Here is a 20,835-nt window from a genome sequence, read left to right as displayed (position 1 = left end):
CGCTGCACGACTACTCGCCGGTGTGCCACCGCAACCACCTGGTGCAGCCGGACGGGCGCTTCTGCGGCCTGGCGGCGGTGGCGGAGTGCCGGGTGTGCCTGGCGTCGGACGCGGACGGGTTCGAGGAGCCGGATCCGGGCGAGCGGCGGGCCACGTTCGGGCGGTTCCTGGCGGGGGCGGCGCGGGTGTTTGCGCCGTCCGCCGACACGGCGGGTCGGATCGCGGGGGTGTACCGGGATCTGGCGATCGCGGTGCGGCCGCATGCGGAGCCGGAGCGGGGGGTGCGCTCGACGGCGCTGCGGCGCCCGGGCCGGGTCCGGCGGGTCGCCGTGCTGGGGGCGATCAGCATGCCCGAAGGCGGGCTGGTGCTGCAGGCCCTGGCGATGGATGCGCGGGCGCGGGGCCTGCCGCTGCGCTTCGCCATCGTGGGATTCTCCGATCCGGCGCTCACCAGCGGCCTGGAGCGGGCAGGGGTCTTCGAAACGGGACGCTACGCGACCGACGATCCGACCCTCGATCGCGAAGCCCGCGCAGCCCTTCAGATCGCCCAGACCGGTCGTCACGGGGAGGAGGAAGAGATCCTCGATCGCGTGCCCTACGTCTCGGCCGATCTGGTTCTCCTTCCGGCGATCTGGCCGGAGACGTACGCATACGCGCTGACGCTGGCGCTGCGCACCGGGCTGCCGGTGGCGGCCTTCGACCTCGGCGCACCGGCGGAGCGGCTGCGGGCCGAGCCGGACGGCCATCTCCTGCCCTATGACCTCCTCAACGACCCCGCCGCCTGCAACGACCGGCTGCTGGCCCTCGATCTCCCGCCACCGGGCCGCGGCCGCACCAGCATCCCGGCCGCCGCCTACGACGACCTGATGCGCGACTATTACGGTGTCGCCCCCTCCTCCACTGGGGGTGAGGGACTGTCGGTGCGTGCCTCGGCCCCGTAGCGCTGGTGCACGTAGGCGTCCAAGCTCCACCTGTCGTCCGCGGGTCGGAAGATAAAGCGTTCCGACATCTCGGCGAGCACCAGATCAGGCCGCACCCGCGCGATATAGTCGTAGTCGATCTGCGTGCTCCAGATGAAATGCAGCTCGCCAAACGTCTCGGCCAGCATGATCGTGAGGCCGATCGGCATGAAGTTGGCGTAGCTATCGCCGAATAAGACGACGCGCCGAGGATCGACGGCTCGTGCGTTCCGATAAATCACATGCGCGCCGGTATGGAGTGCCCCCTCCAGACCGCGCTCTTCCATGCGCTCAACGATCGGACTGGCGTAGACGCGGATCGCGTCGCGCTGGAGATGGTGCAGTGTCGTTCCTTCGTAGCGCGGAGGGAGGAACGCCTGTCCGAGATCTCCTACCCAGCCGGGATGATAGGTCGTCTGCCGCTCCCCGAAGTCGCGGACCGGCTCGGTACCGACGGCCCGGCAGATCTCACGATAGGCCAGAAGCCGGCCCGCGAACGACAGGTGACTGTCCGTACGGTAGAAAAGATCCTGCGCCTCCCGCTGCAACCGCATGGGCGCGATCAGATCAATCACCGTCGCACGCCACCGCGCTCGCCTCTTGAGATATTTAACGAGATCCAATCGTCGCAAAGGAAATTTCTTGTAGTACTCATCTTCGTGAAGCAATCTGTACGCCGGGGACAATTTCCAATTGATATCTATGCCCCTAAGAAAATTATCATAAATTGTAATCTTTTCCGGCATCAAGATGTGCTTATAGGGAATGCCGGCCCCTCTCAATCGTCTCTCCCGCTCAGAGATGACCAATCGCCAGTGAATCAAGAAGAACTGCGCAGCCAAGGATCTGACGTATTGCGAGCTTACGTTATTGGTTCCCTGTAGGAGAAAAAGGACGTCAGCCTCCCCAACGTGGACTTCATCCTTCGCGGCCATCTTCAAGCCCCACCTGACGACGCTATGCAATATTCGATTTGGCGATCCGCCCCTCCATGAGAGATGCGCGCAAAGCCTCTGACCGCCGATGCGTATTCCTGGGCCAGGATGCACCGAGGCGAACGTCCTAACGATTTATCAGCGTTATCTGTCGGAGCACGGCAATAATTGTCCACGCGTCGGCGTCACGGCGGGATCCGGATCGAGGGCTTCGCAGGCCCGAAAGGGGCATGCCGTTCCGGAAGCCCATGCGTCGCGATCACGCGTCCGGACAACGGGAAGGTCGCCCCCCCGGTGAGGCTCGGCGGCAGGCGCTGACTCGGGCGAAGGCCGGGGCGAGCCGGGGCTGCGACACGCTTTGCCCTTGCGGCGGCGAGATGATAGGTCACGCGGCCCAGAGGAGGTTCAGTCACCGCGCTGACAGCCCTAGGCTGAAGCGCGCGATGGAATGCGTGTCGGCTCGATGCGAAAACGAACGTCGAGACAGGGACACCGAACCACGATAGCAGCGCAATCGTGAATGGCTCCAGGGCGGACGTCACAATCATGGCCGCATACAGGAATCCGTTATGCCTTGCCACCTGCGACGTAGAGACGATTAGAGTCTGACCGTGCGCTTCTTCATCGATTACGACAACGGCCACTCGATTCGCGGCTGGATCGTGCCGGACAATCAACTCGCGACCAGCCGCGTGATGATTTCGGCCGAAGGGCGTCGCTTAGCGGAAGTCGCAGCGAGCGTGGTCGATCCGACGTTCCAGAAGAACGGCTGGCACGCGACCGGGCAGTGCATCTTCGTCGTGACCGAAGCCGAAGTTCCCGGCCTTTCGGTCTTGGAACGGCTGGAGATGTACGACGCCGACACCAACGTCCTCATCCATCGGCGCACGCCCGGTGAGGGCGAGATCCAGATGCGGGCATGCTTGATCAACACCGGGATCGAGCCGGAGACGACACTTCAAAGCGTTCTCTTCCCCCACTTCCGGCGCAGCTATTTCGGCATCCAACGGATGTCGGATGAGATCCTGACGAGCATCTTTCTGAATCCCGAGCGGTCGCTCCTGTTATCGGGCGCTGTGGTGATCCCGCGTTACGAAAACTTCCTGACGCCGGACCTGATGATCACGGCACTCCTGGTGCCGGATCCTTACATCGAGATGGCGACCCGCATGTACTGGTTGCGGGCCCGGGCTGACGACGCCGTTGACCCGGCGCGCAGTTGGCGCCTCGGTGTGCTGGCCGAAGCCGCGGCCTTCGCCAAGGATTACGATTTCACCGACACGAAGAGCCTCAAGCGCTTCTTCAACATGCTGCCGGAGCCGGCTTACCGGCTGCTCTACAATCCCCTGACGCGCCAGCTCGGAACCCGCATGCCGGAGGATCGGCTGCATCCAGGCAATTCCATTGCCGCGATCGAGGTTCTCTCACGGGTCGGCATCGTCGGGCACAAGACCCGGTTCAATGCCTTTGCCCAGACGCTCTTCCACCAGCTGTATCTCGACGTCCCACCGCCGGAACTGCCGAATCCATCAACTGCAGTGCAAGACTTGGCCGAGCTCCTGCGGAACATCAAACCCGTCGAAGAGATGCTGGTGTTCGATGTGGCGATATCGGATGCGGTCAAAGATATCGTGGATAAACATTGGAATACGTAATCCACCGATGATCGCCGCCGGTCGAGCCACCCGTACGCTCAGCCGGGCCCGGGAGGCCACCGCGAAGCCGGGCTGGATTGGGGACCATGCGGCGCTTCCCAGCGCAGATCAGGCATTGAGATTGCCCATGATTCACGGCATCAGTCCTGCGTGACGTTACGATCTTGGCCGTTGGAACCCTCGTGAGCAGCCTGAAATTCGGAACCAGCGGCCTGCGCGGCCTCGTGACCGATCTCGTCGGCGGGCCGAGCTACGCCTATGCCTGCGCGTTCTTCCGCTCCGTCCCGGTCGGGGACGGCCGCCGGGATGTCGTGATCGGGCGCGACCTGCGCGACAGCAGCCCGGGCATCGCCGCGACGGTGGCGCGCGCCGCGGCGGCGGAGGGCTTCACGGCGATCGATTGCGGCGCGCTGCCGACGCCGGCGCTGGCCCTCGAAGCGCAAAGGCGCGGCGCCTGCGCGGTCATGGTCACGGGCAGCCACATCCCGGAGGACCGCAACGGCCTCAAGTTCTACCGGCCCGAGGGCGAGATCACCAAGGCCGACGAGGCGGCGATCCTGGCGGCACTCGGGGACATCACGGAAGCCGACGCGGCGCCCGACGCCCCCGGGGCCACGCCCGAGCCCGATGCCGTGGCCCGCTATCGCCAGCGCTACGGCGCGGCCTTCGCCCCCGACATCCTGCAGGGCCTGCGCGTCGCGGTCTACCAGCAGAGCTCGGTCGCCCGCGACCTGCTGACCGACCTGCTCGCCGGGTTCGGCGCACAGGTGACGCCGATCGGCCGGTCCGACACCTTCGTGCCGATCGACACCGAGGCGCATCGCCCGGAGGACATCGCCTTCATCGCCGAGGTCATGACGTCCGGCGCGTACGACGCCCTCGTGACCACCGACGGCGACGCCGACCGCCCCCTGATCGCGGACGGCACGGGGCGGATCCTGCGGGGGGACGTGCTCGGGCTGATCACGGCGCGGTTCCTCGGCGCCGACGCGGTCGTGGTGCCGGTCACCGCCGGCTCGGCCCTGGAACAATCCGGCGGCTTCGCACGGGTGGTGCGCACCAAGGTCGGCTCGCCCTTCGTTATCGCCGGCATGGAGCAGGCGCAGGCCGCAGGCGCGCGGATCATCGTCGGGTTCGAGGCGAATGGCGGCTTCCTGCTCGGGTCGGACGTCGTCCGCGACGGCCGGACCCTGCCGGCCCTGCCGACCCGGGACGCGATGCTTCCGATCCTGGCGACCCTCGCGGCGGCGCGCGCGGCCGGGACCGCGCTCGCCGACCTCGTGGCCTCGCTCGATGCCGGGGAGATGGCGAGCGACCGGCTCCCGAACACGCCCGCGGAGCGGAGCGGCGCCTTCCTCGACCGGCTCCGGGACGCCGCCTTCCGGGACGAGTTCCTGCGGCCGGTCGGCGTGCCGCAGGACGTCGATCAGCAGGACGGGATCCGGATCGGGCTCGACGGCGGACGCACGATCCATTTCCGGGCCTCGGGCAATGCCCCTGAGCTGCGCTGCTACGCGGAGGCCAAGACGGCCCGCGACGCCCAGGACCTCGTGCGGTGGGGGCTCGGGGCGGCGGCCGCCGCCATGGCGGACCGGGCCTGACGCCAGGTCACGGGATTCCAAAGGGCTTCAGCCCTTTGGTGGGTCGCCAGGGCGAAGCCCGGCATCGGGCGTAGCCCGAGACAGCAGAGCTTTCGAAGACGAACCGGGCCCGGGTCGGCCTCAGGCGGCGTATTCCGCCGCGACGAGGCTGCGCAGCCCCGCCTCGAGGCCGATGCGCGGCCGCCATCCGGTCCCGTCGAGGAAGCGCGTCGAGTCGAGCATCTTGTAGGCCGCGCCCTGGAACGAGCCGGGGGGACTCACCAGGGGGACCGACCAGTCCAGGGCGGCGAGCGCCGCCTGGGCCACCGCCTCGACGGTGACGGGCGTGTTGGCGGCGCAATTGAGGATCGCGTTGTCGAACACCCGGTCGGCCGCGAGGATCGCGTCGATCTGGTCGTCGACATGGAGCACCTCGCGGACGGTCCGCGGGTCGCCCCAGACCTCGAAGGACTCCGCGCCCGCCGCCTTCTCCCGCACGGCGCGGTCGAGGAGGGCGCCGACGAAGTGGCTGCGGTCGGCGGCCTTGTTGTCGTGCGGGCCATAGAGCGTCGCCAGCACGCAGTGCAGGAAGTGGAGCCCGTACTGGTGGGCGTAGGCCGCCGAGCCCGTCGCCAGGACCTGCTTGGCGAGCCCGTAGCCGACCACGGAGGGGTGCGTCGGCCCCTGGCCGAACCGCGCCTCGGGGAGTGGCTCGGCGGATTCGGGATAGGTGCAGGACGAGCCCGTGGAGATGAGCTTGGCCTGGGGCTGGAACAGGCGCCACGCCTCCAGGACGTTGAGGTGGATCCGGGCGTTGATCGCCAGCAATTCGCCCTGGATGTCGTACTGCACCGCGCCGGTCCGCTGGCGCGTCACCACGTGGAAGATGCGGGCCACCGGCGGCGCGGCCCGGAACAGGCGCTCGACCGTCGCCCAGTCCGCGAGGTCGCCCGCGGCGCGCCCGATGCCGACGACCTCCCGGCCCTCGGCCTGAAGCCGCGGGACGAGATTGCACCCGAGGAAGCCGTCCGCCCCGACGACGAGGTCGCGTTCAGGCTCCGGCATGGCGATACGCCTCCCGATACCAGTCGATCGTCGGTTTCAGGCCGTCGGCGAGCCCCGTGAAGGCCGAAAGCCCGAAGCGCTCCCGCAGGCGCAGGTTGGTGGAGCGGCGGGCGAGCACGCCCTGCGTCGCCGTATCGGGGGCGTCCACGGGCCGGTCCGCGCCCGCCACCGCCAGGATGGTGCGGGCGAGGTCGAGGAGGGTCGTGGTCTCGCCGCGGCAGAGGTTGAGCGTGTCGCGCGTCTCCCGCATCGCCAGCGAGCGGGCGAACACGTCCACGACGTCGCCGACATAGATGAAGTCGCGCTCCACCAGCGGGTTGCCCTTGATCGTGAAACGCGCGCCTGGCGCGAGCGCGCGCATCACGAAGGCCGGCAGGACATGCGCCTTGCGCGGATCCGTCGAATCGTGCGGTCCGTAGGGGTTGCTCAGGCGGAAGCTGATCGTATGGATCCCGTATCGCTCGGCGTGCAGGTCCGCGACCACCTCGCCCCAGCGCTTCGACCAGGCGTAGAACGCCTCGTTCGGGTTGGGCGGGGCGTTGAGATCGACCGGCGCGGCATCGTCGAGGGGATCGCAGGCGGCCGGGTAGACGGCGACGCTCGAGGCGGCGCGCACCTCTCGGATGCCCTTGGTCAGGCAGAACCGGTAGAGGCGGTTGGTGATCTCGGCGTTGCCGGTCAGCAGATCGCTCTGCGCCGTGTCGAACTTGTCGGCGTCGTAGCGCTGGGCGGCGAGGTTGACCACGACCGTGTCGGTAGGAACCGACAGCGCCTCCAGGGCGTCGAAGCGGGCCGCCTCGGTCGCGCCCGGCACCGAACTGCCGGAGGGGCTCACCGCGATCAGCCGGGCCACCCGCCCGGCGAGATGCGCGACGAGGTTGCGGCCGACGAACCCGGTCGCGCCGACGACGATGACGGCCTCAGGCAGGGCGCTTTGGGGGAGGGCGGCCACGCTCAGGCCGCCGCCGGCAGGTCGGCCGCGGTGATCACCTTCAGCTCCGGCACCGGGACGATGAAGGCGCCGCCGTTCTCGAGGTAGCGGCGCTCCCGCGCCAGGAACTCGTCGATGAAGTTCCAGGCGAGCACGAGATAGGCGTCGGGCGCGGGCACGCTGCCCTCCTCGACGATGGGGATGCGGACGCCCGGGATCATCCGGCCGAACTTCATCGGGTTCTTCTCGGCCGCGACCTGCACCAGCCGCGGGCCGATCCCGAAGGCGTTGAGCAGGGTCGCGCCCTTGGCCGGGGCGCCGTAGGCGTGGACGGTCTTGCCCTCCGCGTGCAGGCGCTCCAGCAGGCCGAGCAGGTCGCCCTGCAGGCGCCGCACGTTCTCGGCGAAGGCCGCGTAGGTCTCGAACCGGCCGTAGCCCCGGGCCTCCTCGTCGGCGCGCATGCGCCGGACCGCGTCGCCGACCGGATGGGCGCCGGGGAAGCCGACATGCGCTTCGAGCGAGCCGCCATGGACCGGGACGACGCTGACGTCGAAGACTTCGAGGCCGTGCCGGGCGAACAGCTGCTCCAGGGAGCGGAGCGTGTAGTAGCACAGGTGCTCGTGGTAGATCTGATCGAAGGCGGTGTTCTCGATCATGCCGCCGAGATAGATCGCCTGCACGACGAACACGCCGTCCGGCTTGAGCAGCGCGACGATCCCCTGCACGACGCTGTGCAGCTCCTCCAAGTGGAAGAACACGCCGGCGGCGGTGATCAGGCTCGCCGGCCCGTTCTGGGCGCGGACGATCTCGGCGGTTTCCGCGTTGAAGAACCGGTTGAGCGTCGGCACCCCGGCGGCGCGGGCGAGGTCCACGACGTTGGCGGCGGGCTCGACGCCGCAGCGGCGCAGGCCGAACGGCTCGTATTGCCGCAGCCACGTCCCGTCGTTGCTGCCGATATCGACCACGAGATTCTGAGGCCCGAGGCCGTAGCGCTCCACGAGCCGGGCCGCCGTCTGCCGGAAATGCTCCACCAGCGTCTTCGTGGTCCCCGAGACGTAGGGGTAGTCGCTGAACATGCTCTCCTTGGGGATCGTGTGATCGATCTGGACGAGCGTGCAGGCGTGGCAGAATCCGGCCCGGAGGGGGAAATGCGGCTCGCGCCGGTCCGCAAGCTCCGGCGGGATCAGGCGGTTGCAATGCGGCTGGTCGGTCAGGTCGAGGAACAGCTCGACATCCCGCCCGTCGCAGACGCGACACGCCATGGCGAGTCTTGTTCCTGTCATCGTCCGTCCTGTGGCAGTCCGCGCTGAGAGCCCTGTGACACAGCGACGCTTAACGACTGCGCTACGGCGGCGCAATCACGGCCCGGGAGACGAGGATGTCAGGACGCGCATGGACGGTGCAGGGGTCGCATCAGGTCCTGAAAGACCGCTGGCTCGGGCTGCGGGCCGACGATTGCGTGACGCCGTCCGGCCACGTCGTCGCGCCCTATTATGTCTTGGAGGCACCCGACATCGCCCTGGTGCTGGGGATCGACGCGGAGGACCACGTGATCCTGGTGCGGCACTACCGGCACCCCTATGGCGGCCTGAGCCTCGAATTGCCGGGTGGGGTGATCGACGCGACCGATCGCGATGTCGTGGCGGCCGCCCGGCGGGAGATGCGCGAGGAGACGGGCTACGCCTGCGCCGACGCCGAGATCGTCGTCACGCTCAACGCGGATCCGGCGCGCTACGCGAACCGTATGCATCTCGTGCGCGCGCGCGTCTGCGCAGCCGGACCGGCCCGCCCGGAGCCCGGCGAGGATCTCGATGTGGTGCGCGTCCCGCGCGCCGAGACTCTGAGGCTCGCGCGGTCGGGCGCCATCGTCGGCGCTGCGCACGCGGCCATGATCCTGATCGGCCTGTCGAATGCCGGTTGATGGGTCGGGGGATCGAACCGGATGCGTCTTGTTGCGTTCCGGTCGAGCGGTTAAAAATCGGTATTGATATGACCCAATACGATATCAAAGTCGTAGATCGCCACGATCAGGAGCCCGAAGAGCGCAAGCCTCCGGTGCCGCGCCGGCGCGAGCTCGATTGGGAGCGGGCCATGCGGGAAGCCGCCGAGGCCGAGCTGCTGATTCAGTGCGCGGATTGAGCCTGTGCGCTCGCCGTCGAGGCGGATACCGGTCCGGCGCACGCGCGCGTCGGATCGGAGACTGAGAGCGTCGCCCGATCGCCGCGCCATCGGGTACGACTTCAGGGCAGCGGCGGCTTGCCCCGATCCAGCAACGCGAAGTCGTGCAGGAAGGCCAACAGATCGCCGGCGGTGAAGCGATATGCGGCCAGTCCCGCCGCCTGCCCGGCGGCTAGATCGGTGTCCTGATCGCCGATCAGGAAGCTCCGCGCCGGGTCGATCTCCCAATGGGCCATGAGGTCGAGGATCATGCCCGGCTTCGGCTTGCGCCAGTCATGCGCCGCCCTGTAGGCGGCCACGGTTCCCTCCGGGTGATAGGGGCAGTACCGCAGGTCGTCGAGATGCGCGCCCGCCGGGCGCAGATCGTCCTGCATCCAGGCGGTCAGGTGGGCGACATCCGCCTCGGTATAGAACCCGCGCGCCACGCCGGCCTGGTTCGTGATCACGAACACGTAGAACCCGGCCTCGTTGCAGGCGCGCACGGCCGCGCGCGCGCCCGGGATCCAGTCGAACCGGTCCGGCGTGCCGACATAACCGTGGTCGTGATTGAGCACGCCGTCCCGGTCGAGGAAGATCGCGGGCCGTCGCCGACGGGCCGGGATCTCGGTCTGGGCGCGGGCATAGCTCTCGGGCACGCCGATATCGAGGAAGTAGCCTTCGCTCACCACGCCGAACGCCCGTCCGGCGGCGGCGAGCGCCGGCAGCACGTCCTGCTCCAGCGAGCAGGTCGGCGGCAGGCCCGTGAGGGCGTCCCGGCGCACGAGATAGACCCCGCCATTGACGAGGCCGGGCCCGGGCTCGGGCGGCCGTTCGAGGAAGGCCGTGATCCGCGCCCCGTCCAAGACAGCCACGCCGTAGCGCGATGCGTCCGGCACACGCCGGAGCGAGAGGATCATCGCCGCCTCGGGATGGCGCGCGGCGGCGACCGGCAGGGCGAGCAGGTTTACGTCGAACCAGGAATCGCCGTTGAGCAGGAGGAACGTCTCGTCCGCCTCCCGAAGGGCGTGGACGACCGCGCCGCCGGTCCCGGCCTGCTCCGGCTCGATTGAGACCCGCAGCCGCATGCCGAAGCGGCGGGCGACCGGGTTGTCGGCCGCGTAGGCGCGGATCTGCGCGCTGTGGAAGGAGGCCAGCAGCACCACGTCGGTGAAACCGTGGCGGCCCAGCTCGAACAGGAGCACGTCGAGGAACGGCGCCCCGGCCACCGGCAGGAGCGGCTTGGGCGTTGCCGCCGTCAACGGCCCGAGGCGGGTGCCGAACCCGCCGCACAGGATCATAGCCTGCCGCACAGCGGGTACGGCGCCCCCGCTCGCCTCCGTCACGGACGCCCTCATGCCGCCGCCCCCCGTGGGAACAGGCTGGCCTCAACGAGACCGCAGACGATGTGCGCGGCGGTGATGTGGACCTGCTGGATCAGGGGGGTCGCGTCCGAGGGGGCGTGCAGGCAGAGATCGGCCCGCTCCGGCATCGATCCCCCCGTGGCCCCCGTGAACGCGACGACCCGCAGGCCGGCCTCGCGGGCGGCCTCCATGGCCCGCAGCACGCTCGGCGAGCGGCCGGAGGTGGAGAGCGCGAGCAGGACGTCGCCCGGCCGTCCGAGGGCCAGCACCTGGCGCGCGAACACGTGTTCGTAGCCGTAATCGTTGCCGATCGCGGTGATCACCGAGGTGTCGGTCGTGAGCGCCACCGCCGCCGCAGGGGCGCGATCGTAGTTGAGCCGCGAGACGAACTCCCCCGCGATGTGCTGCGCGTCGCCGGCGCTCCCGCCGTTGCCGATCGTCAGGAGCTTGCCGCCGGCGCGCAGGGACGCGGTCACGAGATCGGCGATCTCCGCGAGCGTGGCCCGGAAGCGCCGGTCGTCGAGGGCCGCCTGGAAGGTGTCCCGGGTCTGCGTGAGGAAGTCGACGATCGCGCTCATGATAGGCTTCGGTCCATCACCCGGGACGAGATCGGGCGGGACGGGAGAGGGGGCCGGGCTCAGACGTTGGCGAACCGCGAATTGCGGATCATGCGGAAACCCTTGATCAGTTCGCGGATGCCCTGGTCGAGGTCGACGTCCGGGAACCAGCCGGTCGCCTCCAGCTTCGCGTTGGATACGATGTAGTCGCGCTTGTCCGGATCCTCGCCGATCGGCGCCTCGACGTAGACGAAGTTCGGCACATGCGCCTGGATGCGGGCGCAGAGTTCGAGCTTCGAGAGATTGGCGCTCGACAGGCCGAGATTGTACGCCTCGCCGCGCATCCGGCCGAAATTGTCGATCGCGTGGAGGAAGCCCTTGGCGACATCGCGGATGTGGATGTAGTTGCGCTTGAAATGCCCCTCGAAGACGAGGAGCGCCCGGTCGGTGACGGCCCGGTGCGTGAAGTCGTTGACGAGCAGGTCGAGGCGCATGCGCGGCGCCATGCCGAACACCGTGGCGAGCCGCAGGCTGACGCCGCGCCCGCTATCGAGCACCGCCTTCTCGGCCTCGACCTTGGTGGTGCCGTAGAGCGAGATCGGCCGCAGGGGCGAGTCCTCGGTGCAGAATTGTCCGGCTTCGCCGATGCCGTAACCCGAATTGGTCGTCGGGTAGACGATCATCTGCGTGCCGCCCGCGCGCTGAACGAGGGCGACCACGGCGTCGCGGTTCAGGCTCGTCGCGCCGATCGCGTCCTCCTTGCAGAGCGGCGCGCCGACAAGGGCGGCGAGGGGGATCAGCACGTCGTGCCTGGGGACCAGATCGTCCAGGATCCGGGTGTCGCGCGCGTCGCCCTTGACGGGCTCGAAGGCGTCGTAGCGGCAGGCACCCGACAGCTCCGTGCCGCCGGACCTGAACGTATCGAGGACCGTGACGTGGTGGCCGCGCTCCAGCAGCATCGGCACCAGGATCGACCCGATATAGCCTGCGCCGCCGGTGATCAGGATTCGCATGATTGCATCTCGTTCCAGTGAGCCGGCGGCCGGTCAGCGGGTCTGGCGGTAGATCAGGGTCGAGCCGTCGACATCGACCGCGATCGGGATGACCGAGAGCGGGGCGACCCGCTTGGCCAGGGCCGGGATTCGCTCGGGCGGCATCAGGGCGAGGAAGAAGCCGCCGCCACCCGCGCCGCACAGCTTCGCCCCGTAGGCGCCCGACGCGATGATCGTCTCGAACAGCTCGTCCAGCACCGCGTTCGAGACGTCCCGCGACAGGGTCCGCTTGATGCGCCACGAGGCCGAGAGCATCTCGCCGAGCTGCGCGATCCACCCCGCCGAGCCTTCCTCCAGCAGGGTCACGCACTCCTCCACGAGGCGGTAGAGTTCGGACAATTCCTTGTCGATGGCGCGGGCACGGGTCACCGCGATCTGGTTGGCGACCGTCGTGGTGGCGCGCCGCGCGATCCCGGTATGGACGAGCACCATCGAGGCATTGAGCTGCTGTACGGCGGCGGAGCTCATCTGGACGGGCGAGATCCGGATTGCGGAACCGCTGAAATCGAACCGGTTGATGCCCCCGAACGCCGCGTGCAGCTGGTCCTGCACGCCGACATTCTCGCGCAGGATCTCGCGCTCGACCTCGATCGCCTTCTTCGACAGCTCGATCTTGGTCGGCTTCTGGTCGCGCAGGGCGTAGACGGTGCGGAGAAATCCGACCGTGAAGGCCGACGATGAGCCGAGCCCGCTGCCGGCCGCCGGCAGGTCTGAGATGATGCTGATATCGAGCCGCCGGTCGATGTCGAAATGCTTCAGCACCTCCCGGACCACGGGATGCTCGATCTGGCCGACCTCGTTGCAATGCTCAAGCCGGGAATAGCTCAGCCTGTAATTGTATTCCTGACACCCAATCAGATCGAGAGCAGCGATGATAATATATTTATCGATCGCCATCCCGATGACTGCGCCCGGCGCGCGCTCGAAATACTCAGGATAGTCGGTTCCGCCACCGAATAAGCTGACACGCAGCGGTGTCCGTGTCACTGTCAGCATCGACTACGTTCCAGCGGAAGATTCGTTCAGGCCCATCCTGAGATACCCGAGACGGCGTTACCGTATCCTCAATCCACCACCACATCAACGATACAGGAGACGTCCTCATCCGGCCCGGCGGCAGGGTCGGATCAGACCGCCAATATTATAAATGAAGCGTCGAATTTCTGTCTTTCCGATATCAAGCGTGAAATATAACTGGATCTTACCTCCACCCCGGCGCAATATCGGTGCTTCGCTGCCGCGCCTGCCCCGCCCCCCCGGGTCAGGCCGCCAGCACCGTCTGTCCATCCCGGCCGTGGGCCTGATCCATGATCGCGCCGATCCGCTCGCCGACAGCGATCGCGATCGCCACCGAGGCCGGCCCCTCCAAACCCTGCCGGCAGATCCGGCCGAGCACGTCGGTCACCCGCTGTTCCATGGCGCCGAGGATCGCCGCCGCGGCCTGCGGCTGCGCGCCGCGAAGCACAGCCGCAAGGTCGCAATACGCGTCGTGGAGAAGCTGCAGCGTCAGGCGCTCGACAGCCTGCTCGTCCTCCGCCGTCAAAACACGCATGCCGCGCCACTCCCGCTCGTCTCCGGCAGACTCGCCCCGGAGCCGTTAACAAGGCGTAAAGAGGACCGTGTCGAAGGAGGGATCGGCTAACCACGTCGCGGCTTGAACGCGCCGGTCAGCCCGCCCGGGGAACGCCGCCCCGGCTGCGTGGGGCCCGTCGCGGCTTCGAATCGGGCCGCCGGGGGCAGGGGTGAGCGCGCCGCCGGCCCAGGGGCGCACGGGTCGCGTCGTCGCTCCCGGGAACTTGGCGGGCTCCAGATCCGTCAGCCCGGTGAGAGCCCCCTCATCGTGGAAGCATCGCCATGCGCATCCTCATCCTCGCCGGCCTCTGCCTGTCGCCGGCCTTCGCCACCCCCGCCCTGGCCCAGGTCCAGCAGAACAATCCCAACGCCGCGAACCAGTCCATGGAGCTCAACGCCCAGATGCGCGGCCTGCGGCAGGAGCAGACCACCCAGACCGATATGCTCCGCATGGACAACCAACGGAACCAGGCCGCGGTACCGGCCCCGAACACCGGCCCGAACGCGATCGGCCCCGGCCGAACGGGCGTGATCGGGCGCTGAGGGCCCGTACGACCCCGCAAGGTCCCGGCCGGGTCCCGCCGATGGGGGAGGGGACCCGGACCTCACGGCAGGCCACGCGGGACTCCAAGGCCTCGCCTCGCAGGCTCCAAGCCGGGGGACGCCCTCGAACGTCCGGCAGGCGCCGCCCCTTCACGACCATAGGAGGCGCGTCAACCGGACCGGCGGCGAGGACTTCGTCATCCTCCTGCCGGACACCGGCACGGCCGGCGCTGTTCGATGTCGGGGATCGTAGAAACGTCGCGGCACCGAGGCCCGGGACTGGACTTGCGGCGCGCGCCTAGCGGCCGATACGGGCCATCAGGCGGGGACCGTACACATCCCACACGATGTGCGCGAAATAGGCGGACTGGAAGGTGACGATGACCTCCCAGTCACGATGCAGCACCTTCACGAGGGTCCGATCATGCAGCGCGCCCTCGATACCCAAGGCGACGGCCAGGATCGTGCTGATGGCGAATACGCCGAACCAAGAGAATTGACGGGCGACGACGACGCCTAGGGCCGCGATCACGATGTAGAGCATGCGGCCCACCGGACTGCCATTTCGGTCCACTTACGTAGATCACCCCCGTTCAAGCTTAGCAAGCGCAACCAATATTGCAACGCACCATCAACGTGGCATCAGGTCAACCAGGCCGTACGTGACCGCGGTGATAATTACAGTCCAAACAAGCAGAAAACAGGCCCGAAAGGAGAAAGCCGCCGACATCGGCAACCGCGCATGCCAATTCATGAGCTTACGAAGCCATCTCGAGATTGGACTATGCCTTACTCGGTCAACCATTGGCGCAAACTCGGAGGCGGCGCTGATGTAACAAAGTGTTTCCAGCAGCTCGAACCCAGGGGAACACTATCGTCCTGACTCCCGGATGAATGCGACATTTCGCACACACGGTCCAACTTCCGGTTGGCTCATCACCCAGCTCAGACCGGGATCCCGGCCGCCCTGCAAATCCCTCGCCGCACCCCGGCCTGCCGGCGGACGGAGGCACCTCCTCCGGACCACGACCGGGACCGGATCGATGCGACGCTGACCTCATGCCCCCTGGATGGGCCTGATCGGCCCGGATCCGAAAGACGCGCTGGCACGCGGAGATCGCACGCTCTCTACTAGTATCGTCCTGCGGTCAGACCTGCGACAGCGGCTTATTCAGCTGCGGGCTGTTGTACAGGTGCGCGCGCGGTAAAAGCCTTGACCGATCCGTTATCCCCCCGAAGCACGGATCCACCTCAGCCCGCCCGGTTCGCCGGTGCGGGCATTTTCATGCCGCGAAGGCCCGTGTCCGGCCGGGCCGATATCCGCGGGTCCATGCGCGCCCGGTGCGCTGCGACCGAAGCGCTTCCGGCCCGGTGAAGGCATATGCGCGCGGCTGCTGGCCAACGCGGGCCAACGCGGGCCGGCCGATCCTAACGCGATCCTTATAAGATCCACCGCCGCTCCGTCTCGAACCCTAACGCGGTTTCCGGCCACAGTCCCGGACGGCCAGGACCGGTCGCCGCGCATCCGCGGCCGGTCCGCCGAACGGGACCGGACCACCATGCTCGACATCGTCTTCATCGCCGGAGGCCTCGCCTTCTTCGCGGCCTCTGCCGGCTACGCCGCCCTCTGCGACCGGCTCTGAGCGAGGCCGCCATGACCCTCGACCTCGCCCTCGGCGCCTGCGTGACCGCGGGCCTCCTCGTCTACCTCACCTACGCCCTCGTCCGCCCCGAGCGGTTCTGAGCGGCCCCGCAGGACCCCCTCCCATGACCTTCGACGGCTGGATCCAGATCGCGCTGTACTGCGCGGTCGTTCTGGCGCTCGTGAAGCCCCTCGGGTCGTACATGACCCGCGTCTTCACCGGAGAGCGCACGTTCCTCTCGCCCGTGCTCGGACCGATCGAGCGCGGGCTCTACCGCGTGTCGGGCATCGACGCCCGCCAGGAGCAGCACTGGCTCGCCTATACGGGCGCGGTGATCCTGTTCCACGTGCTGGGCTTCGCGGTGCTCTACGCGATCCTGCGCCTGCAGGCGGTTCTGCCGCTCAACCCGGCCGATCAGGCCGCGGTGGCACCGGACCTCGCGTTCAACACCTCCACCAGCTTCATCACCAACACGAACTGGCAGTCCTACGGCGGCGAGACCACGCTCTCGTACCTGTCCCAGATGCTGGGGCTGACCCACCAGAACTTCCTGTCGGCGGCGACCGGCATCGCGGTGGCGGTGGCGCTGATCCGGGGCTTCGCGCGGGCGTCCACCGGCACGATCGGCTCGTTCTGGGTCGATGTGACCCGTGCGACCCTCTACGTGCTCCTGCCGATCTGCATCCCCTACACGCTGTTCCTGGTCTGGCAGGGCATCCCGCAGACTCTGGCGCCCTACGCCGACGCCACGACGCTGGAAGGCGCCAAGCAGACGATCGCGCTCGGGCCGGTGGCGAGCCAGGTGGCGATCAAGATGCTCGGCACCAACGGCGGCGGCTTCTTCAACGCCAATGCCGCGCACCCATTCGAGAATCCGACCGCCCTGTCGAACTTCGTCCAGATGGTGTCGATCTTCGTGATCGGCGCCGCGCTCACCAATGTCTTCGGCCGCATGGTCGGCGACGAGCGTCAGGGCTGGGCGATCCTCGGCGCCATGGGGATCCTGTTCCTGGCGGGCGTCGCCGTCACCTACTGGGCCGAGGCCAACGGCAGCTCCGTCCTGAACAGCTTCGGCCTGACAGGCGGCAACATGGAGGGCAAGGAGACCCGCTTCGGCATCGCGGCCTCCGCGCTGTTCGCGGTGATCACCACGGCGGCCTCCTGCGGCGCCGTCAACGCCATGCACGACTCGTTCACGGCCCTCGGCGGCCTGATCCCGCTCCTCAACATGCAGCTCGGGGAGATCATCATCGGCGGCGTCGGCGCCGGGCTCTACGGCATGCTGATCTTCGTGATCGTCGCGATCTTCGTCGCCGGTCTGATGGTCGGCCGCACCCCCGAATACCTCGGCAAGAAGATCGAGGCGAAGGAGGTGAAGATGGCGATGCTCGGTATCCTCTGCCTGCCGCTGATGATGCTGGGCTTCACGGCGCTCGCCACCGTGCTGCCGGCGGGGCTTGCCGGCCCGGCCAATGCCGGTCCGCACGGCTTCACCGAGATCCTCTACGCCTACACCTCGGCGGCGGCCAACAACGGCTCGGCCTTCGGCGGGCTGACGGCCAACACGCTGTTCTACAACAGCACGCTCGCCATCGGCATGCTGGTCGGCCGGTTCCTCGTGAAGATCCCGGTTCTGGCGATCGCGGGCTCGCTCGCCGCCAAGAAGCGTGTGCCGGCCTCGGCGGGCACGTTCCCGACCCATGGCGGCCTGTTCGTCGGTCTCCTGGTCGGGGTGATCCTGATCATCGGCGGCCTGACCTTCTTCCCGTCCCTGGCGCTCGGCCCCGTGGCCGAGCACCTCGAGGGTGCGGCCGGCCAGACCTTCGCGGCGGGGGGCTGAGATGCCGCGCGCCCTGCCTGCGCGGCGCATATCGCGCCACCGCCTCATGCTGCACCGGCCACCGCCCCGGCGGAGCGTCTCCCAGCCGGTGCGGACCTCCGACCTCGTTCTGGCACTCCTCGGCGTCGTGCTGCTCGGCGGCTTCGCCCTGCTGGCGGCCTACGCCCTGACCAGCGGCATGCTGGTCCCCTGACCCTGACAACGCCCGGCGCACCGTGCCGGGCCTCCCGCCTCCCTCCGGACACCCCCCATGTCGCGCCAGACATCCTCCCTGTTCAGCGCCGCCCTGATCGCGCCGGCCCTCCTCGGCTCCGTCCGAAAGCTCGATCCACGGTCCATGATCCGAAACCCAGTCATGTTCGTGGTCGAGGTCGTGGCAATCCTGACCACCATCCTGTTCGCCCGCGACCTCGCCACCGGCGGCACAAACCTCGCCTTCTCCGGGCAGATCATCCTGTGGCTGTGGTTCACCCTGATCTTCGCCAACTTCGCCGAGGCGCTGGCGGAGGGGCGGGGCAAGGCTCAGGCCGACAGCCTGCGGCGGACCCGCACCGAGATGACCGCCAAGCGCCTCACCGGCCCGGGCCGGGCCTACGAGATGGTGCCCGGCCCGTCTCTCAAGGTCGGCGACGTCGTCCTCGTGGAGGCCGGCGACCTGATCCCGTCCGACGGCGAGGTGATTCAGGGCGTGGCCTCCGTGAACGAGGCCGCCATCACGGGTGAATCCGCCCCGGTGATCCGCGAATCCGGCGGCGACCGCTCGGCGGTGACCGGCGGCACGCAGGTCCTGTCCGACGCGATCGAGGTCCGCATCACGGCGGCCGCGGGCTCGACCTTCGTGGACCGCATGATCGCCCTGGTCGAGGGGGCCTCGCGGCAGAAGACCCCGAACGAGATCGCCCTCAACATCCTGCTCGCCGGCCTGACCCTCGTCTTCGTCTTTGCGGTGGCCTCGATCCCGAGCTTTGCGCGCTACGCGGGCGGTTCGATCCCCGTGATCGTACTGGTCGCCCTGTTCGTCACCCTGATCCCGACGACGATCGGCGCCCTCCTGTCGGCCATCGGCATCGCCGGCATGGACCGGCTGGTGCGGTTCAACGTGCTCGCCATGTCGGGCCGCGCCGTCGAGGCGGCAGGCGACGTAGACACCCTGCTCCTCGACAAGACCGGCACCATCACCCTCGGCAACCGGCAGGCCACCGAGTTCCGGCCGGTCCCGGGCGTCTCCGAGCAGGAACTCGCCGATGCCGCCCAGCTCGCCTCGCTGGCCGACGAGACGCCGGAGGGCCGCTCGATCGTGGTGCTCGCCAAGGAGACGTACGGCATCCGCGCCCGCGACATGGCGGGGCTCAACGCCACCTTCGTGCCGTTCACCGCGCAGTCGCGCATGTCGGGGGTCGACCTGGAGGGCTCGTCCATCCGCAAGGGCGCGGTGGATGCGGTGATCGCCGCGCTCTCCGGCCAGCCGATGGCGAGCCGGGGCTCGAACGCGGCGCTCGCCTTCCGGACGGCGGCCGACAGCCAGGCGGCGATCGAGATCCGGACCATCGCGGAGACGATCGCCAAGGCCGGCGGCACGCCGCTCGCGGTGGCCCGCGACGGGCGGCTGCTCGGCGTCGTCTACCTCAAGGACATCGTGAAGGGCGGCATCCGCGAGCGTTTCGCGGAGCTGCGCCGGATGGGCATCCGTACGGTGATGATCACCGGCGACAACTCGATGACCGCGGCTGCCATCGCGGCCGAGGCCGGCGTCGACGATTTTCTCGCCCAGGCCACCCCGGAGGACAAGCTCGCGCTGATCCGCAAGGAGCAGGCGGACGGCAAGCTCGTCGCGATGTGTGGTGATGGCACCAACGACGCGCCCGCGCTGGCCCAGGCCGATGTCGGCGTCGCCATGAACACCGGCACGGTGGCGGCCCGCGAGGCCGGCAACATGGTCGACCTCGACAGCGATCCGACCAAGCTCATCGAGATCGTCGGCATCGGCAAGCAGCTGCTGATGACCCGCGGCGCGCTGACGACGTTCTCGATCGCCAACGACATCGCCAAGTATTTCGCCATCATCCCGGCGATGTTCCTCGGTCTCTACCCGCAGCTCCAGACGCTCAACGTGATGCATCTGGCCTCGCCGCAGAGCGCGATCCTGTCGGCGATCGTCTTTAACGCGCTGATCATCGTGGCGCTGATCCCGCTGGCCCTCAAGGGCGTGACCTATCGCGCGGGCGGCGCCACCGCGCTGCTCCGCCGCAACCTGCTGATCTACGGGCTCGGCGGCGTCCTCGTGCCGTTCGTCGGCATCAAGGCGATCGACCTCGCCGTCTCGGCCCTCCACCTCGCCTGATCCGGTCCCTCGGAGACTTGCCATGCTCAGACAGCTTCGCCCCGCTTCGGTCCTGCTCACCGCGCTGACGGTGATCACCGGGCTCGCCTATCCCTTCGCCATGACGGGCCTTGCCGGCATCATCTTCCCCGCCAAGGCCGCCGGCAGCCTGATCGAGCGCGGCGGCACGGTCGTCGGTTCCAGCCTGATCGGTCAGAATGTCACCGGCGCGAACTACTTCCACGGCCGGCCCTCGGCCACGACCGCGACCGATCCCGCCGACGCCACCAAGACGGTGCCGGCGCCCTACAACGCCGCCAATTCCGCGGGCTCGAATCTGGGGCCGACCAGCGCGGCTTTGGCCGAGCGGGTGACGGGCGACCTCGCTTCGCTGAAGGCCGAGAATGCGAACGACCCGGTGCCGGTCGATCTCGTCACGACCAGCGGGTCGGGCCTCGACCCGGACATCTCGCCCGCAGCCGCCGCCTTCCAGGTTCCCCGCATCGCCAAGGCCCGTAAAATCGCGGAAGATAAGCTGCGGGATCTGGTGGCGTCCCATACCGAGGGCCGCATGCTCGGCATTCTCGGCGAGCCGCGCGTGAATGTCCTGGTGCTGAACCTCGCCCTGGACGATCTCGTTCGTCGCTGAGCGGCGTTAGAGAGGG

20 protein-coding genes and 1 pseudogene are annotated in these 20,835 nt (G+C 68.4%); 11 read left to right on the top strand and 10 right to left on the bottom strand.

The genetic code is table 11. From position 1 onward, the window contains the following. Window positions 1–941 (top strand): annotated as a pseudogene (locus BLQ49_RS17875) (glycosyltransferase family 4 protein); the annotation flags it as partial. On the opposite strand, the gene BLQ49_RS17870 reads toward BLQ49_RS17875, so the two are convergent. Next, a complete protein-coding gene (locus BLQ49_RS17870) occupies window positions 878–1,894 on the bottom strand; it encodes an alginate O-acetyltransferase AlgX-related protein (RefSeq protein WP_208859080.1) in 1,017 nt (338 codons plus the stop codon). The pseudogene BLQ49_RS17875 and the gene BLQ49_RS17870 overlap by 64 nt on opposite strands. A 611-nt stretch (window positions 1,895–2,505) precedes the next feature. Between BLQ49_RS17870 and BLQ49_RS17865 the strand changes: the two genes are divergently transcribed. Together BLQ49_RS17865 and BLQ49_RS17860 are read left to right on the top strand one after the other, a co-directional pair. After that, on the top strand, window positions 2,506–3,549 hold the full coding sequence (locus BLQ49_RS17865) for a hypothetical protein (RefSeq protein WP_091718038.1): 1,044 nt from the start codon (window positions 2,506–2,508) through the stop codon (window positions 3,547–3,549). 182 nt (window positions 3,550–3,731) lie between these two features. Next, a complete protein-coding gene (locus BLQ49_RS17860) occupies window positions 3,732–5,150 on the top strand; it encodes a phosphomannomutase (RefSeq protein WP_091718036.1) in 1,419 nt (472 codons plus the stop codon). Between the two features lie 120 nt (window positions 5,151–5,270). Here BLQ49_RS17860 and BLQ49_RS17855 read toward each other — a convergent pair whose 3' ends face one another. From BLQ49_RS17855 to BLQ49_RS17845, 3 genes are read right to left on the bottom strand one after another with little or no spacing between them, the layout of a single operon-like run. Continuing rightward, window positions 5,271–6,194, bottom strand: coding sequence for an NAD-dependent epimerase/dehydratase family protein (locus BLQ49_RS17855; protein WP_091718034.1), 924 nt, complete (start codon window positions 6,192–6,194; stop codon window positions 5,271–5,273). Further along, entirely contained in the window at window positions 6,181–7,146 is a 966-nt protein-coding gene (locus BLQ49_RS17850; RefSeq protein WP_091718032.1) for an NAD-dependent epimerase/dehydratase family protein, read from the bottom strand. Before BLQ49_RS17850 ends, BLQ49_RS17855 begins: the two co-directional genes overlap by 14 nt. 2 nt (window positions 7,147–7,148) lie before the next feature. Then, entirely contained in the window at window positions 7,149–8,408 is a 1,260-nt protein-coding gene (locus BLQ49_RS17845; protein ID WP_244507652.1) for a class I SAM-dependent methyltransferase, read from the bottom strand. 95 nt (window positions 8,409–8,503) lie between these two features. Here BLQ49_RS17845 and BLQ49_RS17840 point away from each other — a divergent pair, with 95 nt between their 5' ends. Continuing rightward, complete coding sequence (locus BLQ49_RS17840) at window positions 8,504–9,046, top strand: NUDIX hydrolase (RefSeq protein WP_244507651.1); 543 nt, start codon at window positions 8,504–8,506, stop codon at window positions 9,044–9,046. Then, entirely contained in the window at window positions 9,046–9,264 is a 219-nt protein-coding gene (locus tag BLQ49_RS30055; protein WP_143012282.1) for a hypothetical protein, read from the top strand. Before BLQ49_RS17840 ends, BLQ49_RS30055 begins: the two co-directional genes overlap by 1 nt. A 101-nt stretch (window positions 9,265–9,365) precedes the next feature. On the opposite strand, the gene BLQ49_RS17835 is transcribed toward BLQ49_RS30055, so the two are convergent. The 5 genes from BLQ49_RS17835 to BLQ49_RS17815 all read right to left on the bottom strand — a co-directional run bounded on the left by BLQ49_RS17835 (window position 9,366) and on the right by BLQ49_RS17815 (window position 13,804). After that, window positions 9,366–10,625 carry an HAD-IIIA family hydrolase gene (locus BLQ49_RS17835; protein WP_244507650.1) on the bottom strand — a complete coding sequence of 420 codons (1,260 nt, stop codon included), beginning with the start codon at window positions 10,623–10,625 and terminating at the stop codon, window positions 9,366–9,368. A gap of 8 nt (window positions 10,626–10,633) precedes the next feature. Further along, window positions 10,634–11,221 carry a D-sedoheptulose 7-phosphate isomerase gene (locus BLQ49_RS17830; protein WP_091718026.1) on the bottom strand — a complete coding sequence of 196 codons (588 nt, stop codon included), beginning with the start codon at window positions 11,219–11,221 and terminating at the stop codon, window positions 10,634–10,636. A 59-nt stretch (window positions 11,222–11,280) separates the two neighbouring features. Continuing rightward, a complete protein-coding gene (locus tag BLQ49_RS17825) occupies window positions 11,281–12,213 on the bottom strand; it encodes an NAD-dependent epimerase/dehydratase family protein (RefSeq protein WP_091718024.1) in 933 nt (310 codons plus the stop codon). A gap of 33 nt (window positions 12,214–12,246) precedes the next feature. Beyond that, entirely contained in the window at window positions 12,247–13,248 is a 1,002-nt protein-coding gene (locus BLQ49_RS17820) for a GHMP family kinase ATP-binding protein (RefSeq protein WP_091718022.1), read from the bottom strand. Window positions 13,249–13,513: 265 nt separating this feature from the next. Next, window positions 13,514–13,804 (bottom strand): BTB/POZ domain-containing protein, encoded by a 291-nt coding sequence (locus tag BLQ49_RS17815; protein WP_091718020.1) that lies wholly within the window; start codon window positions 13,802–13,804, stop codon window positions 13,514–13,516. 302 nt (window positions 13,805–14,106) lie between these two features. On the opposite strand from BLQ49_RS17815, the gene BLQ49_RS17810 reads away from it, so the two are divergent. Then, entirely contained in the window at window positions 14,107–14,367 is a 261-nt protein-coding gene (locus tag BLQ49_RS17810) for a hypothetical protein (RefSeq protein ID WP_091718018.1), read from the top strand. Between the two features lie 298 nt (window positions 14,368–14,665). Here BLQ49_RS17810 and BLQ49_RS17805 read toward each other — a convergent pair whose 3' ends face one another. Beyond that, window positions 14,666–14,911, bottom strand: coding sequence for a hypothetical protein (locus BLQ49_RS17805; RefSeq protein WP_091718016.1), 246 nt, complete (start codon window positions 14,909–14,911; stop codon window positions 14,666–14,668). A 1,110-nt stretch (window positions 14,912–16,021) separates the two neighbouring features. Here BLQ49_RS17805 and BLQ49_RS17800 point away from each other — a divergent pair. The 5 genes from BLQ49_RS17800 to BLQ49_RS17780 are packed head-to-tail and all read left to right on the top strand — an operon-like array spanning window position 16,022 to window position 20,819. Continuing rightward, complete coding sequence (locus BLQ49_RS17800) at window positions 16,022–16,111, top strand: K(+)-transporting ATPase subunit F (RefSeq protein ID WP_020091582.1); 90 nt, start codon at window positions 16,022–16,024, stop codon at window positions 16,109–16,111. A gap of 23 nt (window positions 16,112–16,134) precedes the next feature. Then, the gene (gene kdpA, locus BLQ49_RS17795; protein ID WP_091718014.1) at window positions 16,135–17,850 is read left to right on the top strand and encodes a potassium-transporting ATPase subunit KdpA; all 1,716 of its coding nucleotides are present in this window, start codon (window positions 16,135–16,137) and stop codon (window positions 17,848–17,850) included. Between the two features lies 1 nt (window position 17,851). Then, entirely contained in the window at window positions 17,852–18,043 is a 192-nt protein-coding gene (locus BLQ49_RS17790) for a hypothetical protein (RefSeq protein ID WP_091718012.1), read from the top strand. A gap of 57 nt (window positions 18,044–18,100) precedes the next feature. Next, window positions 18,101–20,191: a potassium-transporting ATPase subunit KdpB gene (gene kdpB / locus BLQ49_RS17785; RefSeq protein ID WP_091718011.1), complete on the top strand. Its 2,091-nt coding sequence runs from the start codon at window positions 18,101–18,103 to the stop codon at window positions 20,189–20,191. Window positions 20,192–20,213: 22 nt separating this feature from the next. Continuing rightward, the gene (locus tag BLQ49_RS17780; RefSeq protein WP_091718009.1) at window positions 20,214–20,819 is read left to right on the top strand and encodes a K(+)-transporting ATPase subunit C; all 606 of its coding nucleotides are present in this window, start codon (window positions 20,214–20,216) and stop codon (window positions 20,817–20,819) included. Window positions 20,820–20,835 lie beyond the last annotated feature (16 nt).

This window comes from Methylobacterium phyllostachyos (assembly GCF_900103445.1).
Classification (GTDB): Bacteria; Pseudomonadota; Alphaproteobacteria; order Rhizobiales; family Beijerinckiaceae; genus Methylobacterium; species Methylobacterium phyllostachyos.
This window is presented reverse-complemented; position numbering and strand designations above follow the sequence as displayed.